Here is a 22854-nt window from a genome sequence, read left to right on the forward strand (position 1 = left end):
AACCATCTCAAACCCGCCCAAAAAACAGAGCCCAGAACGCCATGACAATGATGATGGTGGTCAGCATGTTGGCGTCCATGAAAAGCCCTTATGTGAAAAAGCCCGATAACGAGTTACCGGGCTGGTTGGTTGCAGCCGGCCTTACAGCGCGCGGCGGATGAACTTGAAGGCGGCAATCGCGATGATCACGCCCAGGACGATGCCCGCGACCTCGACGCCATCGGCCTGCGCATCAGTGAGGGCAGTGGTCACGCCGGTCGGGAGGGCGGCGTGGGCTTGCTGCATGGCCAGCAGGCCAACAGCTGCGGAAGCACCGAGGGAACGGCGCAGGACTTTCAGGTTTTGCATAGGTGTGTCTCCTACAGGTTGAGTGCCTTTTTCAGCACGAGAGCGCCGAAGACGATGGCGAACAGCACTAGGGCGTGTTCGCGGATCTGTGCATGGTCTTCAGCGGTTAGCCCGGTCGGGCTTATCTCACTGAGCGCGACGGTTGAGAGGGTGCCGACACAAACCGGGGTCTGGCCTGCGCTCTCCCATACGCCTTCGCACACAATGAAATTCATGGCGCCCCCTTACTCGGCCTGGCTGGGGTCGCGGACGACCTCAGCCATGGCGATGCAGTCGGGGCAGATCACGAGGGCGGGCGCCTTGTTCAGATCGGGCAGCAGGTCGGGCTGGGGGGCGGACTGGTTGTAGAGCTGGCCCATGGGCTGCCCACAGCAGTCACACAGCACGCGATCAACGATCAGCACGGCGGCGCCCTCCCGTTAGGCCTTGGCCGGTTCCGGCTGGGTGCCGGTCGGCTTGGGCTGTTGTTGGGTGGCTTGCGGGGCCGGCTTGTTGGCCTGAGCCGGCTTGGCCGACTCGACGTGCAGGACGATGAACTTGCCTGCGTTCTTGGAGCCGCGCTCGATCTCAGCGGTTACGCGGACGGTTTCGAGTACGTCGAAGCCCTTGCAGGCCTCCCACACTTCGTCCAAGACGTCTTCGGCAACGTTCATGGACATGAGCGAAACGCCGAGGTCTTTTTCGCCATCGGGCTCGTCACCGAAGAACAGTTTGACGAGCTTTACGTTGTCGAACTGGACGCGCTCAGCGCTGATGAATGCCAATTCCATAGTGGTGCGTGCCATGTTGTGTTTCCTCATTTAAGTTGCGCGTTATTGCGCGGTTTACCTTTATGCGGGCCGAGTTAGCCCAGGCAGAGGAACTTATTTAGTTCTTCACTGCCAGGAATTACGCGGCTTGCAACGGGTTTGTGTACCTATTTATACGCTACTGAAAAGCTAAAAAATCACTCTTGCATAAATATCATTGGTTAAAACTTATTGAGCCGAATAGTGACGCAATGAAACTTTTAACTTTGTCGATAATTAACTTTTGATCATTAATCTGGATAACACCAAGGGCTTTGCCCTTGTCATCCCACTCTTGCCGCCGAGGGCTCGGGAGCGCGGGGCGGTGGAGCTGCCCCACACTCACGAGCGGAGGCTATTCAGGGTGGTGGGTGTTCAAGGGTGCGCTCCGCCCGTGCTTCCGTTCGCCGGATCGGTGAAGCGTGATCCGACGAGCCGGGAGCGCGGCCCTTGACCTGTTCAGCATCGGCGGCGTTGGCCGGATCGCTGGGGGCGCACTGTTGGGCGGCGGTCAGGACCTGCTGCAGCTCTTCTTTGAAAGAGGCCGTGAGCTGGACGACAAACACGGCATACACAAAGGAACTGATGAACATGCCGAGCACCACGTAAGGGGCGGTGTGCCAGAGCAGGGCGACCAGATAGCGGCCAGTGCGGAAGGAAACGGTCATGCGCTCACCCCACCAGTTCGAACGGTTCGCGCAGGGGCACGAAGGGCGTTGGTTTGCCGGTGTCGTGCACAACGTGCCAATACCTGGGCGGTCGGTTGCCTGGGGTGTGTTTCGCGCAGATGGAGGCAGGCGTCAGCTTCCAGCGTCCATCGACCTTTAGGACCGACACGGGGCGGCACTCGGTGCAGGGTGTGGACGGGCAGGCTGCGGGGCGAGCCATTTCGCGTCGGGACCAGCACACAGAGCAGTCGCAGCCCTCGGGGTGCGGCTGGTGCAGGTATCGGGAGAGGTTCATAAGTCATGCCCTCACCTGGGAGGCCGGAGGTTTGGCGGATCATGCCGTCCACTCCTGTTCCAGCAGCCAGGTGCGGAGCAGGGCGCTGTTGACCATGCGGCGCTTGCCTAGCTTTACGGTGGGGAGAACGCCTTTCATTGCCCAGGCACGCGCGGTGCCGTAGGTCAGGCCGTTACGGTCGGCCCAGGACTCGACGGTTTCCACGTCCTGTTGCGGGCCAACAACCTTAGCTGTGTCTAAGTCTTCTAGAGACATGCTGATCCATCCACTGTCATGGGATCACCGTGATCCCATGACAATAGAACCACGGTGGTTCCATTGTCGTCAAGACCACCGTGGTACATGATCAGCGCATGAGCAGAGAAGACCCACAATTCAAGCTACGCATGCCACAAGAGCTTCGTGCTCAAGCAGAGCAGGCAGCAAAATCATCAGGCAGATCGCTTAACGCGGAGCTGGTTGCACGCATTCAATCGAGCTTTGTTGCTGACTCATCATCGATTGGCCTATTGCCAGCAAAGCGAGCTAAAGAACTAGCGCTTATGGCAAGAGCGGCAATCCCTGAGCAGATAAAAAAGAGAGCGATTGAGGCTATATCCAGGGCAATAAAAATGGGGCATAGCGAAGCATTAGTGGGTCTTGAAGATTTTCAGTTGGACGTGGGTATGTCTGATGAAGAATTTGAGAATTTAATTTCTAAGGCTACGGGCGAGTTAAAAGACGCTGGGTATAAGGTGGAGGTCGAGGATGTTACAGCGCTATCGATTACCTTTTAGCCTGCGTTTTGATAATGCTTCGACTCATAATAATTAATTTATAGTACTGCTATTGCGCAGGGAGGGCGTATGGACAAAAAAACCAAAGGTGCCTGGCTGATTCATCACACAAACAAATTGCAAGGTGTTGTTAATCAGCAAGGCTATGAAAAGACATATGTAGCAGGAAAGTCGGGCGTTCTATTGTCCGCAATCTCGGCTGATGATGAGCTAACTATTGATCGCTCGCGATTAGAGGCCTTGGCAAAAGCATCTAGCATTAATGTCATGCTTGAGCTGCCAACCCTGTTAGACCGCTTAAGATCACAAGAGTTAATTGATGTTTCCGCATCTGGGGCTGTAGCGGTATATGGGGTAACAGCTGCGACAGTACTTCAACACACAACTGATGTGTTCAATAATCTTGAGCCTACACAGACAGAGGAAGCAGCAATAGCTTTGGCTGAGCTAGCATCTTTTAGTCCTGTGGATTCTAAGGAAGCTTTGTTAAAGATTTCAGATGAGCACAAACTAGCGCGTGCTGAATCAGATCAGCTACTGTTTGATTGTGATCAGATAGGGTTTGTTGAGTCGGAGCAGTATGGTAAAGAGCAAAAGCTGCTCTTTAATGGAAATCTATTTCGCAGGGGGACTGCAGATAAGATCGTAGCTGTTATGAATTCTCTTAGCCCCGCGGAAATGGCTAGTTTCAATGACTTCAATGAGTTATTGAAGAAAAAGGCGTGTATAGACGTAGAGTCCGCGCAAAAAATGCTTGGCTTGCCTTTGTTTCAGAAAACTTGCGCGGTAGGTATATTTGATATTAGCGTTGTGAGTAATGATAGCGTAAATGCTGGCTTTGTAACCTTGCCGTCAGCATTTTCAAAATTCAGCAACTCAATGGTTGATGATGCTCTTGATCTTGCCAAAGCCTTCTTGAGCTCCATTACTTATGGTATTACGAAGAGTAATTACGCTCGTGGGCAGATCCGTATGGTAGAGGCTCTGCTAGGTGCTCTAGTAAGGGGGGAGAGCGTTGGCCCTGTAGATGCTATTGCACAGGACTACAGAATCCTTGAGATGAAAGGCGTAGTGAAAGTATATCAGGGGAGCAAGAAGGGGCGCACTGGGCCAATGCTTAAACTTCTCAAAAAAGAAGTCGGCGAGTTGGCGTTGGAGGCGATCAAAAAGGGAGATGTTAGTGAGCACTCTTTATCTATTCTTCCAAGCGCTGCTGTAACTAGATTTAACGGGCCAGAAGTTAATCGTGTAGTCATTAGGCGAAAGCAGGTTGCTTCTAGTCCAAAGTCGACAAATGACATCTTATCCGCACTTCGGACTGGAGCTGTCTAATGGTTAGGGGTGTAAATTTAAACAAGGGATTTGGAATCGAAGAGCTACTTAGAGCCTATTTCCTGAAGGCTGGCTACTATGTCGTCAGAGGTGTGCCTTTTACATATGAAGGCTTTGATGTTACTGATATTGACATTTGGTTGTATAGTAGGGCGTCTTCAGTTTCTCGTGAGATAACCATTGTAGACTCTAAAAATAAAAAAACGCCACAGGCTATAGAAAGGATTTTCTGGATAAAGGGCTTGAAGGAAGCGACAGGTTCCACAAAAGCGATTGTTGCAACTACCGACAAGAGGCAAGAAGTAAAAGACTTTGGAAAAAAATTAGATATTGTTGTGCTGGACGGCTCATTTTTGTCTAGGCTGGGTGACCCTAAAGCTAGGAATCCTTCAAGGCTGAGTGATGAGGAATTTTTTGAAGGGCTCAATAAGTATAGCTTAGGTAAATATGACGGCGATTGGAAAGGGCGAATTAGAAATTGCAAAAGTCTCTTGGCAAGAGGTCTGAGTTTTGATAACTGCAATGAGTGGTTGAATCAGGCGAGGTTTTTTGCAGAGAGTGCAATTTCTAACGAGCCGCAGCAAGAGAATGCTCTAAGGTGTTTATATCTTGTTTGTTCTTTTGTTGCGCTCGCGGTTGATTATTTATTGAAGGACCTTTCTTTTTTTGAGCAACCAGAGCGTTGCGCGATGCTGGAAGAAGGCTTTATTTATGGCTCAAGGGGAAAGGCAGGGCTAGATAAGGTTTTAGACGTTGCAATGGGCCTGCTGAGAGAGCATGTTCCCGGAAATGAAGTGGCTGCAAGGCAAGTTAAATCGAGCGTAAATCTTCAATTAAAAGAAATTCAGGCAGATATACTAAGCAATTACTTTTCTAGGCCGGATGTGGCAAGAGGGCTGTTCGCAGTTGCCAAAGAGTTTGAGCAGCTTGCTATGCAGAGAGAGTTTTCCTCCCATCAGACATCTTCTGTTGAACTGAAAAGTATGCTGCTTTGCCTTATGGATTTTTGGTCGATAGATAGAACTGTATTCTCAAGTAAACAGGCTAAGCTATTCTGAGCTGCATGCTGAATAAGGTGTCAAGGCAAGCCTCCACTTAGAGGTCTGGGTGGCACGATGAGTACGTGTGATGTGTCGAAAAAGTGTCGAAATCATAGTGCCGAATAGCGACGAATCGGGCCGGTAGCAGGAGCCGAAAGCCAGTAACGAGCGGGTTTGGCACGGATTGATACGCTACTGAAACGGGTTCGAATCTCTTCTTCACCGCCACTTTCGCAAAGCCCCTGCAGGGAAACCTGCAGGGGTTTTTGCTTTTCTGGCCCATCACTTTTTAAACGCCATGCGTACACAGGGTGCGTACACGCAGCTTCCTGACAGGGGCGAATGGACGTTGCCTTATATCGAGGCTTCAGGCGCTGTCGCCTGAATATCCCAATACGGGCGCGCAGTCAGCTCCAGCAGCCAGGTGCGGAGCAGGGCGCTGTTGACCATGCGGCGCTTGCCTAGCTTTACGGTGGGAGAACGCCTTTCATTGCCCAGGCACGCGCGGTGCCGTAGGTCAGGCCGTTTCGGTCGGCCCAGTACTCGACGTTTCCACGTCCTATTGCGGGCCTATCAGCTTCGAAGGTTCCAGCTCTTCCAGTTCCATGCTCGTTCCGTCACTATTCGTGCCATTAGCTATAAATAGCTATTGGAGTAAATACTTCTCTGGGGGAATTATTAACCCGTCCGCCAGATAGAGCAACAATTTCTCTGGAAAAAAGATTTCTATATGGAAAGGGCTGCTGATAGGGTTCGCCTATTGATTAAAAAGCTTGGCCCCAAGAAGGCCAGCGCCTATGGCGGTGACTACGAGCGCTGGAAAAGTGTGAGCAAAGGGGCAGTACGAGTAAGCACAGAAGAAATAGACGTACTAGTTGAGGTTTATCCTCAATACGCTCTGTGGCTGGCTAGCGGGAAAATTGCCCCAGATGCAGGGCAAACAAGCCCTGAATATGACCAGGCCAATTCAAACTTGCCCAGTCAAAACGCGGGATAGCGATTACAACGGAGGTAGCTAGGCGCTGGTATGCCCGACAAACTTAATATGCTTGGCATTGAGTTGATCGTCTTCTCATGATGAAAGGTGAGGATAATGTATCTGGAATTAGGCAACCCCCTTCGGCTGCAGTCAATCGACTCAGGGAATACTCCTATTTTAGAGCTGAAGGCGAAATTTCAGGTTTTAGTCATAGATGATAATCCACCGATTATGGTTGATACGCTACGAAGGTCGGGATTTGTAATACGGGATCTTAGAGATATAGAAACTATAGAGACAGCTGAGCCGTATCCAATTGTTGCGTGCGATATTGGAGGGATTGGAAGAACATTTAGGCCGAATTCAAATAGTGGTGGGTTCTATGTATTAAAAGAAATAAGGAAGCACTACCCTGATAAGTTCTTAATTCAATACTCAACGCAAAATCAATATATAGATGGAAGTCTGACTGCGGCTGATGTTATATTTCCAAAAGATACAAGTATTGACCTCTGGCAGGATAAACTTGAAGGCGCCTTGAAAGAGCTGGGTAATCCTAGGTTGAGATGGATGAAGCTAAGAAATAGGCTGTCGGCAGAAGGGGTTGATGGCTATGATATTTTTAAATTAGAGCAGGCGTATATCAAAGGTATACTCGATGGTAAGCCAGATAGAATCGCCACCGATAAGGCAGCTGGTGCGCTCAGTCCAGAAATAAAGTCGCTAATAGTTAAGTTTGCGGCCACTACTATTGCAATGGGGATAAAGGGGGTATTTAGTTGATGGAAGGCGCGGCAAGGAAGCGATTTAGCTACAGGCTAGATGAAAAGAGGCCCGAGAAGACCTCCGAGAAAATATTAAGGCTTGAGAGAGAAAATTACGAGCTGCGATCTATATTAAATAGTACTTTGCATGAGGTTAGGCTTTTTAGTGCAATAATTTCTGATAGATCAGAAAATCTCTCTCAAGATACACATGTTTCTGCGAGGGGTAAGGAATTGTCTGAAAATATATTGCATGCCAGTGGGGTGTTGTCAGCGAGGCTTGCTTATACAGACATAGAAATTAATCCTGCGGTTGTCACAAAGCAGGTGCGCTATGATGCGGTGGTTTATAAGAAATTTGATAAGTCTCGCTACCTTTTAAGACCTCTAATTAGCGACAAAAAGCTGTCTGTTGATTTTCATGGAGAGTCCCACATGAGTACTAGGGCTCTATCCGTGTTTGACATGCTTCCCTTTGTAATTTTGCAGAATGCCGTCAAATATAGTCCGCCTGGTTACAATGTTGATGTGTACTTCGAGGAGCACGGATATGATAGTTTGGATGTAAGGATCTCTTCTTATGGGCCTCCTGTTTCTGATGAGGAAATGGATTTTTTATTTGATAGGGAGTTTAGAGGTAAGAATTCTGTTGGGTACGAAGGGCAGGGGTTAGGATTGAATTTGGCCAAGCGAGTTTGCGAATTACATCAAGCCTCTATGAAGATGGAGCGCGGGCAATTTCTTCCTGTGTCAATAGGGGGGCGGGCGTTTCAGAAATTTGATGTTTTAGTAAATTTCGAGAAGATATAGATTATGGCTTAGTGAAATTGCCCGATTTACTTTCGGGCCAAGCAAGGAGGCAAGATGAAGTCTGACTGGGAAGACGCACCAGGCTATCTACGCAGAAAGAAAAAGCCCGGCCCATGGCGAATGGTGGCCATCCTGGGCGTGGGCTCCGCGATTACCTGGGGCGTGATCGCGTTGTTTGCCAAGCCAATCGTGATCAATGTGGATCAGCTCAAGCAGGCGATCCACGTAGAGGGCAAACCCCTGTTCAGCCAGCAACCGGCGCCACAGCCCTACAGCGAGCCGGAAGAGCCTATAAGGCTGCCATCTATCCCCGTCGATCCACCCGCGCAACGGGTTGCATACGAGCCGGTAAGCCAGCCTCAGCCATACGCCTCGATGGAGTGGACAGAGGAAGAAAAGGCGAGGGCGATTGCCAGTTCGCAGAACGTGTTCAGTGACAAGAACTACACGCCCAAGCAGCCGGCCAGCACCTACACACCACCTGCAACCCATCGCATAGCCCAAGCACCCCAGCAGACACAGCAGCGACAAACCCAGGTAAGCCGCGAGCATACATCCAAGTGGATCAAGAGCTGGAACGGCGGCACGAACTACCTGGCGGAATGGCTATCGGTGAACAACTACATCGACGGCACCAGCGTCTGCGCCAATCACCGGCGCGGATCAATCGACTACCGAGAATGCCGCAAGGCTGCCAAGCAGCACTTTCACGAAGAGTGCAGAACCTGGCGCGCCCGCTATGACAGTGACCGCAAGGCAGGCAGTGATCGTATGAAGACGCGCTATTGCTCTGCGGCGAGCAGTTTTAATCCGATGGGGTGACTAAAATCCCCAAGAGAAAGCCGGGCCGCAATACAGCACGGTATTGCAAGCAAAGAACATGCTGAGAATATAGCCGCCCAAGGCTCCCGTACACCCCAAAGCAAATCCGTTTTCAATTGTTTGGCTGGGCTTGACCTTGGAGTAGATCAAAACAGCAACTGTGCCAACTACTGCATCCATCAGTCCCAACAGGTAATCCACTCCAGGGCCATGCAGGCTGACAAGTGACATGTTAATTGCCCTAATTATTACCGTCATGGCAAACGCCAGGGCAAGGCCTGCTAGGAAACCCTTGTGGGGGTTGAAAATCAGACAGAAGACGATGCACGTCAGTGCAGTGAAGTAGCTGTATGCCGTGACCCATGACGGAAGAAATTCGCCACTGTTAAGCAGGAACGCTGCTGTTGTCAGGTGAGTAATGCCCAGGGCAAGGGGTATGTCGTATTGCTTAAGTAATCGTCCGTTGATCAATTATGAATTTCCCTATGGTTAGCTGAAGTGATGACCTATGTAGGGAGATAGCACATCCTTGACGGTAAGGGCAGCAATTACAATAGACATAGCAAGCAGCCAGCTAATCAAAACCATAAATTTGCTGCCGCCAAACTTTCGGTGCCACCACCAGCGCAAAGAAAGAAGCGCGAGGCATAGCGGCGGGATGGTTGCGAGCGCTATAGCCAATCCAACTAAGCTAGTTGGCCGAGTGCACGTTATGGCTACAACGGTCAAAAGAAACGCCATCAGCAACTTGCGCCGACGTTCAGGCCATGGATTGTGAAGCGGGATTGGGCGCATTTTTTCCAAGCATGTGGAATAGAAAGGATTAGTGGCCAGACGCTATTGCTTGCATCGAGGTTTGTCCAGCGACTATGTAGCGATTTGCCAAAAACACTGCGTTAAACCGAGACGAAGTGAGTAGTTGAAAGGCAAAAAGCATGTGCCACGACGTTACCAGAGCAGCCTAGGCTTTCTCATCGGGATAATCTCTTGTGCAGCACGCGCTGACGAAGATGGTCAAAGTAATGGCGATCAGCAGGCTCTGCTGGCTTGGATGCGGCACGAGCAAGCAATTCGTTGCGCAATCGTGTACGGCTGTCGTCTGGCATGGATGCTCCCTTGAAGAAATTAACCTAAAAGGTTATTTTGTGCGGCATGGAAAAGCGCAAACCCCATTTCAAGCTTGAGCTAGTGAAGCAGGCCGTAGCCGACCAGCGTTATCGCTTCACCCGCGTAGCCCTTGAAGGGGGCGCTGAGCTGGGTATGGAGATGGCCGACATGCTGGCCGTCATCAGTGCCCTGAGCAGCCGCGACTTTTTTAAGAGCATGACAACCCATGCGGATCATACTACCTGGCAGGACGTTTACCGACCCGATACCGAATTCGGGCAGGTCTACCTGAAGTTCACGCTGGTGGCCGATCTGCTGATCGTTTCCTTTAAGGAGAAGTGACCATGAAATGTCCAGTATGCGGCGGGGCGGAACTGGTTCACGACACCCGCGATATGCCCTTCACCTACAAGGGGCAGACCACCCAAATTACTGCGGTAACGGCTGACTGGTGCGATGCCTGCGGCGAGTCCCTGACTGGGCCGACGGAGAGTGAGCGCGTTATGCGTGCCATGAACGAGTTTCGTCAGCAGGTGAACGCCCAGGACGGCAATCAGGAGCTGATTCGCAGTGTGCGTAAGCAGTTACGGTTGAGCCAGCGCGAAGCGGCAGAGCTGTTCGGCGGTGGGCCGAATGCGTTTTCTCGCTACGAGCGAGGCAGCACGGAAGCACCGCAACCGCTGGTGCAGTTGTTCAAGATCCTGGGCCGGCACCCGGAGTTGATCAACGAGCTGCGTGCAGGTTGATGCCGAAATCTAGAGCCGAATAGCGACGAATCGAGCAGGTGAGGGGAGTCCAAGACCCGTAATGAGCGGGTTTGGCACGGACTGACACGCTACCGAAACGGGTTCAAATCTCTTCTTCACCGCCACTTTCGCAATACATCAAGCCCCGAGAGCTGAAAGGTCCTCGGGGCTTTTGTTTGCTGTCTTTCTGCTGGCCTACGTCAGCACGTCGCGTATTCGCTTGCGTCATGGCTCGCCTGAACTCGTGTCTGGCCGGCTTCAGTCCATCCGGCTATCCATTGGCAATATCCATGGTCATTATCGAAAGCACTGATTTCTACCTGGCGAGGCGGCGGCATAAAGTTGATTCCAACAGAGATTGAGTTGGATTGGAGGTCATTATGTCCCGTATCGATGTGGTTTCCCTTGTTGGTAGTGCCGTGCCTGCCGAGCTGCGATCCGATGGTCATATGGCCTGTTGGCTGCTGATGGTCGATGGCCAGCCCAAGGCCGGCCCGTTCGCTTCCCGCGAGGCTGCGCTGGCTTGCCAGGCTGTCTGGCTACTCAGCAGCGGCGTTCGCCGCGAAAGCGATTCGCTGCTGGCCTGATCCCCCGTTTACCCCGCGCTTGCTCCAGCGCTCCCCTTGGCCCGCCTCTGGCGGGCTTTTTCTTGCCTGGCGGGTAGAATGGCGAACATTTCTTCAAGGGGCGCAGCGTGGCCAGGTGGGACATCTTCTGCAGCGTGGTAGATAACTACGGCGATATTGGCGTGACCTGGCGGCTGGCCCGGCAATTGGCGGCCGAGCAGGGCCATGCGGTGCGCCTGTGGGTCGATGAGCCGGATGCGTTCGTGCGCTTGTGCCCAGGCGCCAGTGCCAGCGCCGAGTGGCAGCACCACTCGGGTGTCGAGGTGCGCCAGTGGCGCGAGCCGTTCCTGGCGGTAGCGCCGGCAGATGTGGTGATCGAGGCCTTTGCCTGTCAGTTGCCGCCTTCCTATATAGAGGCGATGACTGACGACTCCAGACGTCTGTGGCTGAACCTGGAATACCTCAGTGCCGAGGACTGGGTGGCGGGCTGTCATGGCTTGCCGTCGCCGCAGCCGGGAGGCTTGCAGAAGTTCTTCTTCTTTCCCGGGTTCGTAGCGGGCACGGGGGGATTGTTGCGTGAGGCTGACTTGCTGACGCGACGCCGCGCCTTTCAAGCCGATGCGTCGGCGCAACAGGCGTTTTTGCGCTCGCTTGGCGTAGTGCGTGAGGCCGGGGCGCGGCTGATTTCGTTGTTCGCCTACGAGAATGCAGGGCTGGCGGGCTGGCTCGACGCTCTTGCAGCTGATACGCAGTCGAGCCAGTTGTTGGTGCCGCAGGGCAAGGTTCTCGGCGATCTGCAAGTCTGGCTCGGGGAGGCGCAGCTGGCACCGGGTGATCAGCATCGCCGTGGCAGTCTGCAGATTCAGGTGTTGCCTTTCGTCGCGCAGGACGATTACGACCGTCTGCTGTGGTGCTGCGATCTCAATGCGGTGCGTGGCGAGGATTCCTTCATTCGCGCGCAGTGGGCCGGTCGGCCATTGCTCTGGCACATTTACCCGCAGGAAGAAGGGGCGCACTGGGACAAGCTGGAGGCTTTTTTCGCGCTTTATGGCGCTGAGCTGCCATCGGAAATATTGGCCGCGTATGCCGCCTTCTGGCGTGCATGGAATGAGGGAAGCGGTATGGAGCAGGCCTGGCTTGAGCTGAAAAATGCATGGCCGACGCTGCAGCAACATGCCGAGCGCTGGTGCGATTTGCAGGCCGCTCGGCCGGACCTCGCCACAGCGCTGGAACAGTTTTACCGAAATTGGCTATCATACGCGGCCTAGATTTCTGTACCTCCCGCATATTTCGGATATCCGCATGAAAACTGCACAAGAAATGAGAGTCAATAGCGTGGCCCTGATCGATGGCCAGCCGTGGCTGATCCAGAAGGCCGAGTTCACCAAGTCCGGTCGTAACAGCGCCATCGTCAAGATGAAGCTGAAGAACCTGCTCAACGGTTCCAAGACCGAGACCGTCTACAAAGCCGACGACAAGATGGAGCCGGTGATTCTCGAGCGCAAGGAAGTGAACCTGTCCTACATCAGCGGTGAGGACTACGTGTTCATGGATCCGGAGTACAACTCCTACGAGCTGCGTGCCGAAGATCTGGAAAGCGTTCTGCCGTTCATCGAAGAAGGCATGGCTGACGTCTGCGAAGCCGTGTTCTTCGAAGGCAAGGTGATCTCCGTCGACCTGCCGACCACCATCGTGCGTCAGGTTGTCTACACCGAGAACGCTGCTCGTGGCGACACTTCCGGCAAGGTGATGAAGCCTGCCAAGCTGCGCAACGGTACCGAGATCAAGGTTGCCGAGTTCGTCGATATCGACGACTGGATCGAGATCGATACCCGTGACGGTTCCTACAAGGGCCGCACCCAGGCTCCGGCCTGAGCTTGAACGCTACGAAGAACCCGGCCTAGGCGCCGGGTTTTTTGTGTCTGGTTTTCAGGGCGCTATCGCGGCTGAAGCCGCTCCCACACAAGCCTTACTGCTGTGGGGTGGCGAGACTGGCTTGCAGCGCCTGATCCCAGGGCGGCGGGAAGCCGAAGCGCTGCTTGAGAAAACTCAGCAACAGGCGCGTGCGCGGGCTGGCTTCGCGCTCCAGGCGCAGGGCGTAGATGCATACAGGCTCGGTGGCCGGCAGCCCTTGCTCGCAGAACAGCGGGATCAGCTCGCCGCGTTGCAGGTGCTCGCTGCTCATCCACGTGGGCAAGTGCGCGATGCCCAGGCCGGCAAGGGCGCTGAACAGCAGGGTTTCGGCGTTATTGCTGGTCTGGCGCAAGCGCTTGGGCTTGCACAGCTGCAGTTTACCGTCCACCTCGAAACGCCAGGCATAGGGCGGCGCGAGGCTGTCCCAGTCCAGGCCGTCGTGTTGCTCCAGCTCCAACGGGCTACGCGGAATACCGCGGCGGCGCAGGTAGTCCGGGCTGGCGCAGAGGATGCGGGTCATCGATGCCAGCGGCGTGGCGACCAGGCGGCTGTCGGGCAGCGGGCCGATGCGTACGACGATGTCCACTTCGCCCAAGTGCTCGCCCTGCAGGTCGATGAAACTGTCGATCAGGCGCAGTTGCACATCCAGCCCGGGATTGGCGCGCAGGAAATCGGCAATCGCCGGGGCGAGATGACGACGGCCAAAGGGTGAGGGCGCGTCGATGCGAATCAGACCTTCCGGCGCGCTGGTCAGCGATACCACCTCGGCACGCGCCAGGTGCAGCTCGGCGAGAATGCGCCGGGCACGTTCGGCGAACGCCAGGCCCGCCGGCGTCACCCGTACGGCGTGGGTGGTACGGCTGAATAGGCTGCTGCCCATCGCGCGCTCCAGTGCGTCGATGCGCCGGGCAACCGCCGAGGGCGTGAGCGGGTGACGCCTGGCAGCGGCAGAAAAACTGCCGGTTTCCAGTACGTCGAGGAAGAGTTCCAGCTGATCGGTTAGGGCATCGGGGTTCATGGTGCTTGCTTGTGCTTAATCGGCAAAGCCATTTTGCGTTGTTGTGCGTTTCCGCGCTAGCCGCCACTGAGTAACATGCGCGCACTGTCTGGAGGTGTCATGAATCTGTTCGACCTGTTGCTGAATCTGTTGCTGGGCCTGGGCCTGGGAACCCTGGGCGGCCTGTTCGGAATCGGCGGCGGCCTGATCGCCATTCCGGTGTTGGGCATTGTCTTCGGGCTGGATCAGCAGCTTGCGCAGGGCACCGCGCTGGTCATGGTGGTGCCGAACGTGATGTTGGCGATCTGGCGTTATCACCAGCGCAATCGCATCAACCTGCGGCATGCACTGCTGCTGGGCGTCACCAGTTTCCTCTGTGCCTGGCTGGCCTCGTTGTATGCGGTGGAGGTGGATTCGCGCACCATGCGCTGGGCCTTCGTCGGTTTCCTGCTGGCGCTGGCGGCGTACAACCTGTTGCGCATGCTGATAGCCCAGGCGGCGGCCAGCGGCGAGCTGCGTCACCACTGGGGCTGGTTTGGCGTGCTGGGCGGGGTGTCCGGTGCCATGGGCGGCCTGTTTGGCGTAGGCGGCGCGGTAGTGGCGACGCCGGTGCTGACCAGCGTGTTCGGCACCACCCAGGTGGTGGCGCAGGGGCTATCGCTGTCGCTGGCGCTGCCCAGTACTGGGGTCACGCTGTTCACTTACGCGTTGCATGACCACGTCAATTGGTGGATGGGCGTGCCGCTGGCTGTCGGTGGACTGCTCAGTATCAGCTGGGGCGTGCGTTTGGCGCACTCGCTGCCTGAGCGCCTGCTGCGCAGCCTGTTCTGCGGCTTCCTGCTGCTTTGCGCGCTGCTGCTTGCGCTGGAGTCGGGTGGCCGCCTATAGACGAAAACCCTCGATGATATGCTCGGCCAGGCATTCGGTGACGGGTGACTGGCTGCTCTCGTTGCGCAGTAGCACGATGCTGGTCAACGGCAGCAGCGGCAGGCCTTCGGCTTCGCCGAGGATGCGCAGGTCCGGGGTGATCAGGCTCTGCAGTTGCGCGGTGACGGCCAGCCCGGCGCGCACCACGGCGAAGATCGCCGACAGGCTCGGGCTGGTGTAGGCGATGCGATAGGGCCGGTGCATTGCATCCAGCGCGTTACAGGCCCACTCGCGGCAGAAACAATCGGCGTTGAACATGGCCAGCGGCATGGGATTTTGTTCGTGCGGCGCGAAACCCTGGGCCACGGCCCAGGCGAAGCGCTCCTGGCGCAGCAGTTGGCCGATCTCCTTGCCGGGCTGGCGAGTGACGATGGTCAGATCGAGATCCTGGCGCAGCAGCAACTGGCCGGACGGTTCGCAATGAACCTCGACCTGCACCAGCGGATAGGCCTGAGCGAAGCGCGAGAGAATCTCCGGCAAAAAGCGCATCACGTAGTCGTCCGGCGTACCGATGCGCACGGCGCCGACCATATGTGGCTCGCGCAGAGTATTGAGTACCTCGCCATGCAGTTTGAGGATGCGCCGCGCATAGCCCAGCAGCACCTGGCCTTCAGGTGTCAGCCGCACCTGGCGGCCGTCGCGCTCGAACAGCGGGCGCTGCACCACATCTTCCTCCAGCCGCTTCATCTGCATGCTCACGGCCGACTGGGTGCGATTGACCGTTTCCGCTGCGCGGGTGAAGCCACCGGTGTCGGCGATGGCCACGAAGCTGCGCAGCAACTCGGTGTCGATACTGGGATGGTAGGCCATTCATCAATCCTCGAGATGGATGACATAAGAAACATTCGTTGGATTGATCATAAGCGCGGGCCGACACTGACGCCAACCCCACAGGGAGGGCGAGAAGATGAAAGGTCAAAAAGGTTACGCGCTGGCGCAGGCCATCCATTTTGAACGACTGCCGTCATTGACCAGTGTTTGGCGTATGCTGCGGCGCTGGCGCCAACTGGCTCGTGAGCGGCAGCAGTTGGCGCAGTTGAGCGATATGGCGCTGAAGGACCTGGGCCTGTCCCGCGCCGACGTGCTACAGGAAGCCGAGCGGCCGTTCTGGGATGATCCGTTGAGAAAATGAGTGGGATGACAGGAGCTGTGGAATGACCGCGGTACGCAAAGGCGCCGACACTTTTCTGTTCCAGCTGATGCTGTTGCTGTGCGCCATCTGGGGCAGTCAGCAGGTGGCGATCAAGCTGGCTGCCGACGATGTTGCGCCGATGCTGCAGGTGGCGCTGCGTTCCGGCATCGCGGCCTTGCTGGTCGGCCTGCTGGCGGGTGTGCTGTTCGCGCTGGAGTTCTTTTTTATCGCCTTGGGCCTGCGTCATACCACGGCCTCGCATATGGCGGTGTTTCTGTATACAGCGCCGATCTTCTCGGCGCTGGGGCTGCACCTGCTGCTGCCCAGCGAGCGCCTGCGACGCTTGCAATGGTTGGGTATCACGCTGTGCTTCGGCGGTGTGGTAATGGCTTTCGGTGTCGGCGGCAGCTGGGCGGAGATCGATGCCGGCATCCTGCTGGGTGACGCGCTGGGGCTGTGCGCGGGTATAGCCTGGGGCGCCACCACCGTGGTGGTGCGGGGTTCTCGCCTGTCCGAGGCGCCGGCCGGGCTGACGCTGTTCTATCAGCTGGGGGTGGCTTTCGTGCTGCTGCTCGGCTACGCGCTGGCGGTAGTCGACCTTGACCAAGTGCGTTGGACGCCGCTCGCCATCGCCAGCATTGTGCTCCAGGGCGTGGTGGTGTCGTTCTTCACCTATCTGGCGTGGTTCTGGCTGCTGCGTCGCTACCTGGCCTCGAATATGGCGGTGTTCTCCTTCATGACGCCGCTGTTCGGTGTGACCTTTGGCGTGCTGGTGCTGGACGAACCACTTACCCTGAACTTCGTTATTGGCGCGGTACTGGTGCTGTCGGGCATCACCCTGGTCAGCAGCGAAGCCTGGCTGCGTCGGCGCCTGGCCGACTGGCGTGGCGTGCCGCAGCAACCCTGATCATTCATGCGCAAGGAGGCGTGAAGTGCCCACTTATCATCTGGCCCAACTGAACATCGCCTTGATGACGGCGCCGCTTGAGTCGCCGCAAATGGCCGATTTCGTTGCCAACCTCGAGCGCATCAACGCCCTGGCCGAGAGCTCGCCAGGCTACGTCTGGCGTTTGCAGGACGAGGCGGGCGACGCCACGGCGATCCGCCCCTTTGGCGACGATGTTTTGGTCAATATGTCTGTCTGGCAGGACGTGCAGTCGCTCAGCGATTACGTCTACAAATCCGCGCACACCGAGATGCTCAAGCGCCGCCGTGAATGGTTCGAGCGCGTCGAGCAGATGCACCAGGTGCTGTGGTGGGTGCCGGTCGATCATCGCCCGAGCGTGGTCGAGGCGGCCGAGCGACTGGCACATGTTCGCGAGCACGGCGCTACGGAGCACGCCTTTACCTTCCGCCATGCCTTCGCGGCGCCGGCCTGATAGGCTGAGTCGCCATGACAGACTCTATTTCCCTGGCCGAAGCACGGCGCCTGGCCTTGGCTGCGCAGGGCTTTGGCCGTACGCCGCGTGGCGCTATCGTCCATAAGCACTTGCAGGCGCAGATAGAGCGCCTCGGCGTGCTGCAGATCGATTCGGTCAATGCCCTGGTGCGCTCGCATTATTTGCCGGCGTTTTCCCGGCTCGGTCATTACCAGGCCGAACATCTCGACGAACTGGCCTGGGGCCGGGCGCGGCGCCGACGTCTGTTCGAGTACTGGGGGCATGAAGCCTCGTTGTTGCCGCTGGAGCTCTACCCGCTGCTGCGCTGGCGCATGCGCCGCGCTGCCGATGGCAGGGGCATCTACAGCCAACTGGCGAAATTCGGTGCGGAGCGGCGCGATGCCATAGCTGCCGTGCTGCAGGCCGTGCGCGAGCGCGGCGCTCTCGGGGCCGGCAGCCTCAGCACCCGTACGGAGAGGGCCGGCCCATGGTGGGACTGGAGCGCGGAAAAGACGGCGCTGGAGTGGCTGTTCGCCGCAGGCGAGGTGACGGTTGCCGGGCGGCGCGGCTTCGAGCGTTTGTATGACCTGCCGGAACGGGTGATACCGGCCGATCAGCTCAACCATGCAGAGCTGGATGAGCATGAGGCGCAGCGGCGCCTGTTGCTGCGCTCGGCTGATGCCCTGGGCGTGGCGACCGAGAAGGACCTGCGTGACTACTACCGGCTCGATGCCGGCGACAGCAAACGTCGTATCGCCGAACTGGTGGAGGCGGGCGAGTTGCGAGCTGTCGCGGTGCAAGGCTGGCGGCAGCCTGCCTATTGCCGGGGCGAGCCGAGGATTCCACGGCGTGTGCGCCATAGCGCCTTGCTGTCGCCCTTCGATTCGCTGATCTGGGAGCTCGAGCGCACCGAGCGCCTTTTCGGCTTCCGCTACCGTCTGGAAATCTACACCCCGCAGGCCAAGCGTGTGTATGGCTACTACGTGCTGCCGTTTCTGCATCACGAACGCCTGGTGGCGCGGGTGGACCTGCGCAGCGAGCGCGCGGCTGGGCGCCTGGCGGTGCATGCGGTGCACGTAGAGGAAGCTGTGTTGAGCGAGGAGGCGCGCCTGGCGCTAGGCGATTCACTGCGTGCGCTGGCGCACTGGTTGGGGCTAGAGGAGGTTTGGCTGGCACCGAGCGTCAATCTGCGTGGACTACTGGGCTAGCCGCCGTTCTCCAGCAGAAATTTCAGCTCCTCGACGCGCTGGATGTTCAGCTCCATCGGGCAGGTGTAGTACATCGGCGAACCGACGTGCTTGCCCTGCAGATCGCATTGGCCATTGCGGTAAATCAGCCAGGCCTTCTGCGCCGCTTGCAGTTGCTCGGCATCTTCCGGCGCGCTTTGCTGCAGTTTCAGGAACAGCTGCTGGTAGATGCGGTTCATCTCCTTCTTTACCGTTTCCGATACGCCCTCGGCGCAGCCTGCGACGCTGGCATTGTTGATCATCCCGCTGGCGTTCAGGCAGGCCTGATACTGCTGCTCGTAGGCGGCCCAGGTGCTGAGTGGCAGGGCCAATAGCACCGGCATCAGCAGTTTATGCAGGCTTTGCATGAAAATTCCTCGATGGAACGGCCAGCCGTTCAGTTAAGAACAACGCCAGCAGGGTTGCGCAGAGTAATGCCGAGGGTGTTGTTCGTGAGTCAAAGAGCTTCGCGGGCAAGCCCGCTCCCACTGAAGGTGCTTCGTGGCAGCCGCTGGGCTGGCACGTTTCACTGTGTGGGAGCGGACTCGTCCGCGAAGCTTTTACGATCCAGATGACTCACTACAACGGTACGTACTGGCGACAAGCTTGAAGGGCTTCGTGCCTACTTGGTGGCCAGGCGGGTGCGCATGTTGTTGGCGCGGTCGCTGGAACCTGGGTGCGAGGAGAACATGCTGCTTTCGCCGCCGCCCAGCTTGGCCAGCTTCTCGAAAGCGGTAACCAAACCTTCGCGCGGGATGTTGCGCTGGGTCAGCAGATCGAAGGAGAAGTTGTCGGCGGCGTTTTCCTGGCTCTGCGAGAATTGCGCGTTGACCAGTTGTTCGCCCAGGGCGCCGAGTTGCGAGGAGGACAGGGCCGCGACGGAGGCATTGCCCGAAGCCGCTGCAGCGTTGCGCGCGGCGGTGGTGGCGTAGGCGGTCTGCATGGCCTTCTTGCTGTGGCCGAGGGCGACGTGGCCGATCTCGTGGCCGAGTACGCCTTCGACTTCGTTGTCGGTCATCAGATCCATCAGCCCGCTGTAGACGCGCACGCAGCCGTTGGCCATGGCCCAGGCATTGACTTCATCGGCTTGGTAAACCTTGTAAGTGATCGGTGTGCCGTTGATCTGGTGGCCGAGGTTGTTGGCAATCTTGTCCAGGCGCTTGGTGTACGGACTGTTCGGGCCGGCGATGTTGGCCGAGGCGTCCATTTCGGCGCAGGCCTGGTCGGACATGCTGCGCACTTCGGCGTCGCTGAGTGTTGCGGCCTGCACGGCCATCAGACCGGATTGCAGCATGGCGTCGGGGGACATGTTCTGGCAGCCGGTTAGCAGAGCGGCGCTGGAGAGGGCGAAAGCGGAGAGGGTGGTGCGCAGTTGCATGGTTCATCGTCCTTGTTGGGGGGGTATTGGCCGCGAGTCCTTTCCGGCTAGGTAGCAGCGTTCGGCACCCGTTCGGTGCTCGCGTTGGCGGCGGCATTATGCCGAATGACGCTCGGCAAAATTGCGCGCCGGTTCGCGCCCTGGCCAATGGCCAGAGCGCTGCGGGTCAGCGGCGTACCTGCTTGAGTGTCTCGGCGATCATGAAGGCAAGTTCCAGGGACTGGTCGGCATTCATGCGCGGGTCGCAGTGAGTGTGGTAGCGGTCGGACAGCCCGTCTTCGGTGATCGGGCGCGAGCCACCGATGCATTCGGTGACGTTCTGCCCGGTCATCTCGATATGGATACCGCCGGCGTAGGTGCCCTCGGCCTGATGCACGGCAAAGAACTGTCGGACCTCGGCGAGGATCTGCGCGAAATCGCGGGTCTTGTAGCCGCTGCTGGCCTTGATGGTGTTGCCGTGCATGGGGTCGGAGCTCCACAGCACCTCGCGGCCTTCCTCCTTGACCTTACGCAGCAGGCGCGGGAAGTGCGCTTCGACCTTGTCGGCGCCCATGCGCACGATCAGGTTGAGGCGGCCCGGGTCGTTGTCCGGGTTGAGCGTGTCGAGCAGGCGAATCAGCTCGTCCGGGTCCATGCTCGGGCCGACCTTGACGCCGATGGGGTTCTCAATGCCGCGCATGAATTCGACGTGCGCGCCGTCCAGCTGACGGGTGCGGTCGCCGATCCACAGCATGTGTGCGGAGCAGTCGTACCAGCGGCCGGTGAGGCTGTCGCGGCGTACGAAGGCTTCCTCGTAGTTCAGCAGCAGCGCCTCATGGGCGGTGAAGAAACTCACTTCGCGCAACTGTGGTGCACTGTCCATGCCGACCGCACGCATGAAAGCCAGGGTTTCGTCGATGCGATTGGCGAGCTGGTGGTATTTCTCGGCCAGTGCCGAGTTGGCGATGAAGTCGAGGTTCCACTGGTGCACCTGGTGCACATCGGCGAAACCGCCCTGAGCGAAGGCGCGCAGCAGGTTGAGGCTGGCAGTGGCCTGGTGATAGGCCTGAAGCAGGCGCTCCGGATCGGGCGCGCGGCTGGCGGCGTCGAAGCCAATGCCGTTGACGATATCGCCGCGGTAGGCGGGCAGGGTGATGCCGTCGATGGTTTCGCTGCCGGACGAGCGCGGCTTGGCGAACTGGCCGGCCATGCGCCCGACCTTGACCACCGGGCAACCGGCGGCGAAGGTCATGACAATGGCCATTTGCAGGAGCACCTTGAAGGTGTCGCGAATCTTCGCGGCGGAGAATTCGGCGAAACTCTCGGCGCAGTCGCCGCCTTGCAGCAGGAAGGCGCGGCCCTGGGTGACTTCGGCGAACTGCCGGCGCAGTTCGCGCGCCTCGCCAGCGAACACCAGCGGCGGATAGCCGGCCAGGGTCTGTTCGACGCGGGCGAGGTGGGCGGCATCGGGGTATTCGGGTTGTTGCTGGATGGGCTTGCCTCTCCAGCTGTCGGGGCTCCAGGCGTGCATCGGGCGTCTCTGCGTTCGGCTAATCGGCTGGCGGCATGTTACCGCCAAGGCCGCGCCGCGGTAAGCGGGCAAGAAGCCAAAAGCCGCAGAAGCCAGCTTTGCTAGGCGGGAGTTCGGCTCGTGCAGCTATGTTATGGGCAGCAGCGCAAGTACGAGAATTATCGCGTGACCCGGGGTGTCCGCTTCAATGACAATCAGCGCTTTCGACCCGCCGCTTGTGGTGCGGGATGTCACTGTGGGAGAGGTATCGATGCCGGGGTTGCCGCCAGACGACGAGTTGCAGGACGAGGTTCTGCTGGCCGAAGTGCACGATGCCTTCGGGGTAATTCGCGTGGTGCAGATCGGTGCCTACCGCTTCCTGGAGTTCGGTGATGCCATCGAGCAGAGCTGCGTGTTCCAGGGCGATCCCGGTTGGCTCGAATACGACTACACCCGCGCCATGCTACTTGGCGCGCTATGCCACGATGCGCCGGAAACCGCGTTGTTCCTCGGCCTTGGCGCCGGCAACCTGACCCAGGCCTGCCTGAAGTTCCTGCCATTGGAGGATGTCGAGGCCATCGAGCTGCGCCCGGATGTGCCGCGCCTGGCCATGGAGTTCCTCGGGCTGGACGACGATCCGCGCCTGACCATTCGTATCGGCGATGCCACCGAGCTGCTCGACAGTGCGGAAACCGCCGACTTGATCTTCCTCGATCTGTACACCGACCAGGGGCCTGGCGTCGGTCATCTGGCTTGGCGCTTTCTCGAGCGTTGCCGCGAAAAGCTCAACCCGGGCGGCTGGCTGATCATCAACCAATGGGCTGGCAACGACGGCAAGCCACTGGGTGCGGCGTTGCTGCGCGGGCTCTATCACCGGCACTACTGGGAGTGCCCGGTCAAGGAGGGCAACGTGGTGCTGTTGATTCCGGCCGACCTCGACCAGTGCCTGGACATGGGGCGCCTGCAGGCGCGCGCTGGTGAGCTGACGCCGCGCCTGGGTTACTCGCTGCAATCGCTGATCGAGGCATTGCGCCCGGCGACGTGAAGCGTCGCATGGTCTGAAACCTGGAAAAAGCGCGTGGAAGCACTGGCAGGGCGCAGCCCAGGAAGGCGCAGGACATAAAAAACAGCACCTTGGTCGGGAATTTCCGGTATGATGCGCGCCGGCCAATTCACTGGCCACGTTCAGGTAGTGCAACTCGCCCGGGAAATTAACTTCCGGCAGCCAGTCCCCAGCGGACTATCCTTGACGATTCACTTTCATCACGTTTTCGCAAATCCCCGCCGACCAGGCTGCCAGGGTGACCCACAAGGTCTTACACGGCATGCGCAGCTTTGGAACATGGGTCTTTGCGGATGCACTTGAGGCAG

Annotated in this window: 31 protein-coding genes and 1 pseudogene; 17 read left to right on the forward strand and 15 right to left on the reverse strand. The window is 57.6% G+C overall.

Translation table 11 applies throughout. The features are described 5' to 3' along the window. Positions 1 to 141 precede the first annotated feature (141 nt). The 7 genes from B2U07_RS00005 to B2U07_RS00035 all read right to left on the reverse strand — a co-directional run bounded on the left by B2U07_RS00005 (position 142) and on the right by B2U07_RS00035 (position 2354). Positions 142 to 348 carry a major capsid protein gene (locus B2U07_RS00005; protein WP_296275347.1) on the reverse strand — a complete coding sequence of 69 codons (207 nt, stop codon included), beginning with the start codon at positions 346 to 348 and terminating at the stop codon, positions 142 to 144. 11 nt (positions 349 to 359) lie between these two features. Then, positions 360 to 563, reverse strand: coding sequence for a hypothetical protein (locus B2U07_RS00010; RefSeq protein ID WP_275859828.1), 204 nt, complete (start codon positions 561 to 563; stop codon positions 360 to 362). Between the two features lie 9 nt (positions 564 to 572). Next, positions 573 to 752, reverse strand: a complete 180-nt coding sequence (locus B2U07_RS00015; RefSeq protein ID WP_003245696.1) for a hypothetical protein — start codon at positions 750 to 752, stop codon at positions 573 to 575. A 15-nt stretch (positions 753 to 767) separates the two neighbouring features. Further along, positions 768 to 1133: a hypothetical protein gene (locus B2U07_RS00020; protein WP_296275354.1), complete on the reverse strand. Its 366-nt coding sequence runs from the start codon at positions 1131 to 1133 to the stop codon at positions 768 to 770. Between the two features lie 362 nt (positions 1134 to 1495). Next, complete coding sequence (locus tag B2U07_RS00025) at positions 1496 to 1804, reverse strand: hypothetical protein (RefSeq protein WP_296275356.1); 309 nt, start codon at positions 1802 to 1804, stop codon at positions 1496 to 1498. Positions 1805 to 1808: 4 nt separating this feature from the next. Continuing rightward, positions 1809 to 2099 carry a DUF5447 family protein gene (locus tag B2U07_RS00030; protein WP_296275358.1) on the reverse strand — a complete coding sequence of 97 codons (291 nt, stop codon included), beginning with the start codon at positions 2097 to 2099 and terminating at the stop codon, positions 1809 to 1811. A 39-nt stretch (positions 2100 to 2138) separates the two neighbouring features. Then, positions 2139 to 2354 (reverse strand): DNA-binding protein, encoded by a 216-nt coding sequence (locus B2U07_RS00035; RefSeq protein WP_296275360.1) that lies wholly within the window; start codon positions 2352 to 2354, stop codon positions 2139 to 2141. 98 nt (positions 2355 to 2452) lie between these two features. On the opposite strand from B2U07_RS00035, the gene B2U07_RS00040 reads away from it, so the two are divergent. The 3 genes from B2U07_RS00040 to B2U07_RS00050 all read left to right on the forward strand — a co-directional run bounded on the left by B2U07_RS00040 (position 2453) and on the right by B2U07_RS00050 (position 5265). Beyond that, positions 2453 to 2875: an Arc family DNA-binding protein gene (locus B2U07_RS00040; RefSeq protein WP_296275362.1), complete on the forward strand. Its 423-nt coding sequence runs from the start codon at positions 2453 to 2455 to the stop codon at positions 2873 to 2875. A gap of 69 nt (positions 2876 to 2944) precedes the next feature. Next, positions 2945 to 4207: a hypothetical protein gene (locus B2U07_RS00045; RefSeq protein WP_296275364.1), complete on the forward strand. Its 1263-nt coding sequence runs from the start codon at positions 2945 to 2947 to the stop codon at positions 4205 to 4207. Beyond that, a complete protein-coding gene (locus B2U07_RS00050) occupies positions 4207 to 5265 on the forward strand; it encodes a hypothetical protein (RefSeq protein ID WP_296275366.1) in 1059 nt (352 codons plus the stop codon). Before B2U07_RS00045 ends, B2U07_RS00050 begins: the two co-directional genes overlap by 1 nt. Positions 5266 to 5601: 336 nt before the next feature. Here B2U07_RS00050 and B2U07_RS00055 read toward each other — a convergent pair. Continuing rightward, positions 5602 to 5854 (reverse strand): annotated as a pseudogene (locus tag B2U07_RS00055) (DNA-binding protein). Positions 5855 to 6340: 486 nt separating this feature from the next. Here B2U07_RS00055 and B2U07_RS00065 point away from each other — a divergent pair. Genes B2U07_RS00065 through B2U07_RS00075 form a run of 3 tightly spaced genes read left to right on the forward strand, consistent with a single transcriptional unit; the run spans position 6341 to position 8622 of the window. Then, complete coding sequence (locus B2U07_RS00065) at positions 6341 to 7009, forward strand: response regulator (protein ID WP_296275370.1); 669 nt, start codon at positions 6341 to 6343, stop codon at positions 7007 to 7009. After that, a complete protein-coding gene (locus B2U07_RS00070; protein WP_296275371.1) occupies positions 7009 to 7800 on the forward strand; it encodes a sensor histidine kinase in 792 nt (263 codons plus the stop codon). The genes B2U07_RS00065 and B2U07_RS00070 overlap by 1 nt, the downstream gene beginning before the upstream one ends. A gap of 54 nt (positions 7801 to 7854) precedes the next feature. Next, positions 7855 to 8622 (forward strand): hypothetical protein, encoded by a 768-nt coding sequence (locus B2U07_RS00075; protein WP_275545179.1) that lies wholly within the window; start codon positions 7855 to 7857, stop codon positions 8620 to 8622. On the opposite strand, the gene B2U07_RS00080 is transcribed toward B2U07_RS00075, so the two are convergent. Together B2U07_RS00080 and B2U07_RS22970 are read right to left on the reverse strand one after the other, a co-directional pair. Then, the gene (locus tag B2U07_RS00080; protein WP_275545178.1) at positions 8623 to 9093 is read right to left on the reverse strand and encodes a hypothetical protein; all 471 of its coding nucleotides are present in this window, start codon (positions 9091 to 9093) and stop codon (positions 8623 to 8625) included. It abuts the gene before it with no gap. An 18-nt stretch (positions 9094 to 9111) separates the two neighbouring features. Further along, entirely contained in the window at positions 9112 to 9417 is a 306-nt protein-coding gene (locus B2U07_RS22970) for a DUF389 domain-containing protein (RefSeq protein WP_419096302.1), read from the reverse strand. 357 nt (positions 9418 to 9774) lie between these two features. Here B2U07_RS22970 and B2U07_RS00085 point away from each other — a divergent pair, with 357 nt between their 5' ends. From B2U07_RS00085 to efp, 5 genes are all read left to right on the forward strand, one after another. Then, positions 9775 to 10071 carry a type II toxin-antitoxin system MqsR family toxin gene (locus B2U07_RS00085; protein WP_275545177.1) on the forward strand — a complete coding sequence of 99 codons (297 nt, stop codon included), beginning with the start codon at positions 9775 to 9777 and terminating at the stop codon, positions 10069 to 10071. Between the two features lie 2 nt (positions 10072 to 10073). Beyond that, the gene (locus B2U07_RS00090; protein ID WP_183894914.1) at positions 10074 to 10475 is read left to right on the forward strand and encodes a type II TA system antitoxin MqsA family protein; all 402 of its coding nucleotides are present in this window, start codon (positions 10074 to 10076) and stop codon (positions 10473 to 10475) included. A 380-nt stretch (positions 10476 to 10855) separates the two neighbouring features. Further along, complete coding sequence (locus B2U07_RS00095) at positions 10856 to 11062, forward strand: hypothetical protein (RefSeq protein WP_275545176.1); 207 nt, start codon at positions 10856 to 10858, stop codon at positions 11060 to 11062. A 107-nt stretch (positions 11063 to 11169) separates the two neighbouring features. Further along, a complete protein-coding gene (gene earP / locus B2U07_RS00100; RefSeq protein WP_275545175.1) occupies positions 11170 to 12309 on the forward strand; it encodes an elongation factor P maturation arginine rhamnosyltransferase EarP in 1140 nt (379 codons plus the stop codon). Positions 12310 to 12343: 34 nt separating this feature from the next. Continuing rightward, positions 12344 to 12916 carry an elongation factor P gene (gene efp, locus B2U07_RS00105; RefSeq protein WP_197855771.1) on the forward strand — a complete coding sequence of 191 codons (573 nt, stop codon included), beginning with the start codon at positions 12344 to 12346 and terminating at the stop codon, positions 12914 to 12916. Between the two features lie 94 nt (positions 12917 to 13010). Here the strand turns inward: efp and B2U07_RS00110 are convergent, their stop codons facing one another. Further along, a complete protein-coding gene (locus B2U07_RS00110; RefSeq protein ID WP_275545174.1) occupies positions 13011 to 13973 on the reverse strand; it encodes a LysR family transcriptional regulator in 963 nt (320 codons plus the stop codon). Positions 13974 to 14072: 99 nt separating this feature from the next. Between B2U07_RS00110 and B2U07_RS00115 the strand changes: the two genes are divergently transcribed. Further along, complete coding sequence (locus tag B2U07_RS00115) at positions 14073 to 14840, forward strand: sulfite exporter TauE/SafE family protein (protein ID WP_275545173.1); 768 nt, start codon at positions 14073 to 14075, stop codon at positions 14838 to 14840. On the opposite strand, the gene B2U07_RS00120 is transcribed toward B2U07_RS00115, so the two are convergent. After that, positions 14835 to 15689, reverse strand: a complete 855-nt coding sequence (locus B2U07_RS00120) for a LysR family transcriptional regulator (protein WP_275545172.1) — start codon at positions 15687 to 15689, stop codon at positions 14835 to 14837. The two genes, B2U07_RS00115 and B2U07_RS00120, sit on opposite strands and share 6 nt — an antisense overlap. Before the next feature lie 97 nt (positions 15690 to 15786). Between B2U07_RS00120 and B2U07_RS00125 the strand changes: the two genes are divergently transcribed. From B2U07_RS00125 to B2U07_RS00140, 4 genes are read left to right on the forward strand one after another with little or no spacing between them, the layout of a single operon-like run. Beyond that, a complete protein-coding gene (locus tag B2U07_RS00125) occupies positions 15787 to 16011 on the forward strand; it encodes a DUF1127 domain-containing protein (protein ID WP_275545171.1) in 225 nt (74 codons plus the stop codon). A gap of 22 nt (positions 16012 to 16033) precedes the next feature. After that, positions 16034 to 16918, forward strand: a complete 885-nt coding sequence (locus tag B2U07_RS00130; protein ID WP_275545170.1) for a DMT family transporter — start codon at positions 16034 to 16036, stop codon at positions 16916 to 16918. 25 nt (positions 16919 to 16943) lie between these two features. Next, positions 16944 to 17390 (forward strand): DUF3291 domain-containing protein, encoded by a 447-nt coding sequence (locus B2U07_RS00135; protein ID WP_275545169.1) that lies wholly within the window; start codon positions 16944 to 16946, stop codon positions 17388 to 17390. Between the two features lie 14 nt (positions 17391 to 17404). Beyond that, positions 17405 to 18598, forward strand: a complete 1194-nt coding sequence (locus B2U07_RS00140; protein WP_296275376.1) for a winged helix-turn-helix domain-containing protein — start codon at positions 17405 to 17407, stop codon at positions 18596 to 18598. On the opposite strand, the gene B2U07_RS00145 is transcribed toward B2U07_RS00140, so the two are convergent. The 3 genes from B2U07_RS00145 to B2U07_RS00155 all read right to left on the reverse strand — a co-directional run bounded on the left by B2U07_RS00145 (position 18595) and on the right by B2U07_RS00155 (position 21504). Further along, the gene (locus tag B2U07_RS00145) at positions 18595 to 18984 is read right to left on the reverse strand and encodes a lysozyme inhibitor LprI family protein (protein ID WP_275545167.1); all 390 of its coding nucleotides are present in this window, start codon (positions 18982 to 18984) and stop codon (positions 18595 to 18597) included. The genes B2U07_RS00140 and B2U07_RS00145 overlap by 4 nt on opposite strands. Before the next feature lie 254 nt (positions 18985 to 19238). Beyond that, complete coding sequence (locus B2U07_RS00150; protein ID WP_275545166.1) at positions 19239 to 19994, reverse strand: M48 family metalloprotease; 756 nt, start codon at positions 19992 to 19994, stop codon at positions 19239 to 19241. A gap of 166 nt (positions 19995 to 20160) precedes the next feature. Continuing rightward, a complete protein-coding gene (locus B2U07_RS00155) occupies positions 20161 to 21504 on the reverse strand; it encodes a class II 3-deoxy-7-phosphoheptulonate synthase (RefSeq protein WP_275545165.1) in 1344 nt (447 codons plus the stop codon). A gap of 250 nt (positions 21505 to 21754) precedes the next feature. On the opposite strand from B2U07_RS00155, the gene B2U07_RS00160 reads away from it, so the two are divergent. Further along, positions 21755 to 22528, forward strand: coding sequence for a spermidine synthase (locus tag B2U07_RS00160; RefSeq protein ID WP_275545345.1), 774 nt, complete (start codon positions 21755 to 21757; stop codon positions 22526 to 22528). Positions 22529 to 22854: the final 326 nt, after the last annotated feature.

Source organism: Pseudomonas sp. UBA7530, assembly GCF_002479365.1.
GTDB lineage: Bacteria > Pseudomonadota > Gammaproteobacteria > Pseudomonadales > Pseudomonadaceae > Aquipseudomonas.

Excerpts from the sequence above, each read along its gene's own strand:
- B2U07_RS00005 (WP_296275347.1), bottom strand. The coding sequence starts at position 348 with ATGCAAAACCTGAAAGTCCTGCGCCGTTCCCTCGGTGCTTCCGCAGCT.
- B2U07_RS00010 (WP_275859828.1), bottom strand. The coding sequence starts at position 563 with ATGAATTTCATTGTGTGCGAAGGCGTATGGGAGAGCGCAGGCCAGACC.
- B2U07_RS00020 (WP_296275354.1), bottom strand. The coding sequence starts at position 1,133 with ATGGCACGCACCACTATGGAATTGGCATTCATCAGCGCTGAGCGCGTC.
- B2U07_RS00025 (WP_296275356.1), bottom strand. The coding sequence starts at position 1,804 with ATGACCGTTTCCTTCCGCACTGGCCGCTATCTGGTCGCCCTGCTCTGG.
- B2U07_RS00030 (WP_296275358.1), bottom strand. The coding sequence starts at position 2,099 with ATGAACCTCTCCCGATACCTGCACCAGCCGCACCCCGAGGGCTGCGAC.
- B2U07_RS00035 (WP_296275360.1), bottom strand. The coding sequence starts at position 2,354 with ATGTCTCTAGAAGACTTAGACACAGCTAAGGTTGTTGGCCCGCAACAG.
- B2U07_RS00040 (WP_296275362.1), top strand. The coding sequence starts at position 2,453 with ATGAGCAGAGAAGACCCACAATTCAAGCTACGCATGCCACAAGAGCTT.
- B2U07_RS00045 (WP_296275364.1), top strand. The coding sequence starts at position 2,945 with ATGGACAAAAAAACCAAAGGTGCCTGGCTGATTCATCACACAAACAAA.
- B2U07_RS00050 (WP_296275366.1), top strand. The coding sequence starts at position 4,207 with ATGGTTAGGGGTGTAAATTTAAACAAGGGATTTGGAATCGAAGAGCTA.
- B2U07_RS00065 (WP_296275370.1), top strand. The coding sequence starts at position 6,341 with ATGTATCTGGAATTAGGCAACCCCCTTCGGCTGCAGTCAATCGACTCA.
- B2U07_RS00070 (WP_296275371.1), top strand. The coding sequence starts at position 7,009 with ATGGAAGGCGCGGCAAGGAAGCGATTTAGCTACAGGCTAGATGAAAAG.
- B2U07_RS00075 (WP_275545179.1), top strand. The coding sequence starts at position 7,855 with ATGAAGTCTGACTGGGAAGACGCACCAGGCTATCTACGCAGAAAGAAA.
- B2U07_RS22970 (WP_419096302.1), bottom strand. The coding sequence starts at position 9,417 with ATGCGCCCAATCCCGCTTCACAATCCATGGCCTGAACGTCGGCGCAAG.
- B2U07_RS00085 (WP_275545177.1), top strand. The coding sequence starts at position 9,775 with ATGGAAAAGCGCAAACCCCATTTCAAGCTTGAGCTAGTGAAGCAGGCC.
- B2U07_RS00090 (WP_183894914.1), top strand. The coding sequence starts at position 10,074 with ATGAAATGTCCAGTATGCGGCGGGGCGGAACTGGTTCACGACACCCGC.
- B2U07_RS00095 (WP_275545176.1), top strand. The coding sequence starts at position 10,856 with ATGTCCCGTATCGATGTGGTTTCCCTTGTTGGTAGTGCCGTGCCTGCC.
- efp (WP_197855771.1), top strand. The coding sequence starts at position 12,344 with ATGAAAACTGCACAAGAAATGAGAGTCAATAGCGTGGCCCTGATCGAT.
- B2U07_RS00110 (WP_275545174.1), bottom strand. The coding sequence starts at position 13,973 with ATGAACCCCGATGCCCTAACCGATCAGCTGGAACTCTTCCTCGACGTA.
- B2U07_RS00115 (WP_275545173.1), top strand. The coding sequence starts at position 14,073 with ATGAATCTGTTCGACCTGTTGCTGAATCTGTTGCTGGGCCTGGGCCTG.
- B2U07_RS00120 (WP_275545172.1), bottom strand. The coding sequence starts at position 15,689 with ATGGCCTACCATCCCAGTATCGACACCGAGTTGCTGCGCAGCTTCGTG.
- B2U07_RS00125 (WP_275545171.1), top strand. The coding sequence starts at position 15,787 with ATGAAAGGTCAAAAAGGTTACGCGCTGGCGCAGGCCATCCATTTTGAA.
- B2U07_RS00130 (WP_275545170.1), top strand. The coding sequence starts at position 16,034 with ATGACCGCGGTACGCAAAGGCGCCGACACTTTTCTGTTCCAGCTGATG.
- B2U07_RS00140 (WP_296275376.1), top strand. The coding sequence starts at position 17,405 with ATGACAGACTCTATTTCCCTGGCCGAAGCACGGCGCCTGGCCTTGGCT.
- B2U07_RS00145 (WP_275545167.1), bottom strand. The coding sequence starts at position 18,984 with ATGCAAAGCCTGCATAAACTGCTGATGCCGGTGCTATTGGCCCTGCCA.
- B2U07_RS00150 (WP_275545166.1), bottom strand. The coding sequence starts at position 19,994 with ATGCAACTGCGCACCACCCTCTCCGCTTTCGCCCTCTCCAGCGCCGCT.
- B2U07_RS00155 (WP_275545165.1), bottom strand. The coding sequence starts at position 21,504 with ATGCACGCCTGGAGCCCCGACAGCTGGAGAGGCAAGCCCATCCAGCAA.
- B2U07_RS00160 (WP_275545345.1), top strand. The coding sequence starts at position 21,755 with ATGCCGGGGTTGCCGCCAGACGACGAGTTGCAGGACGAGGTTCTGCTG.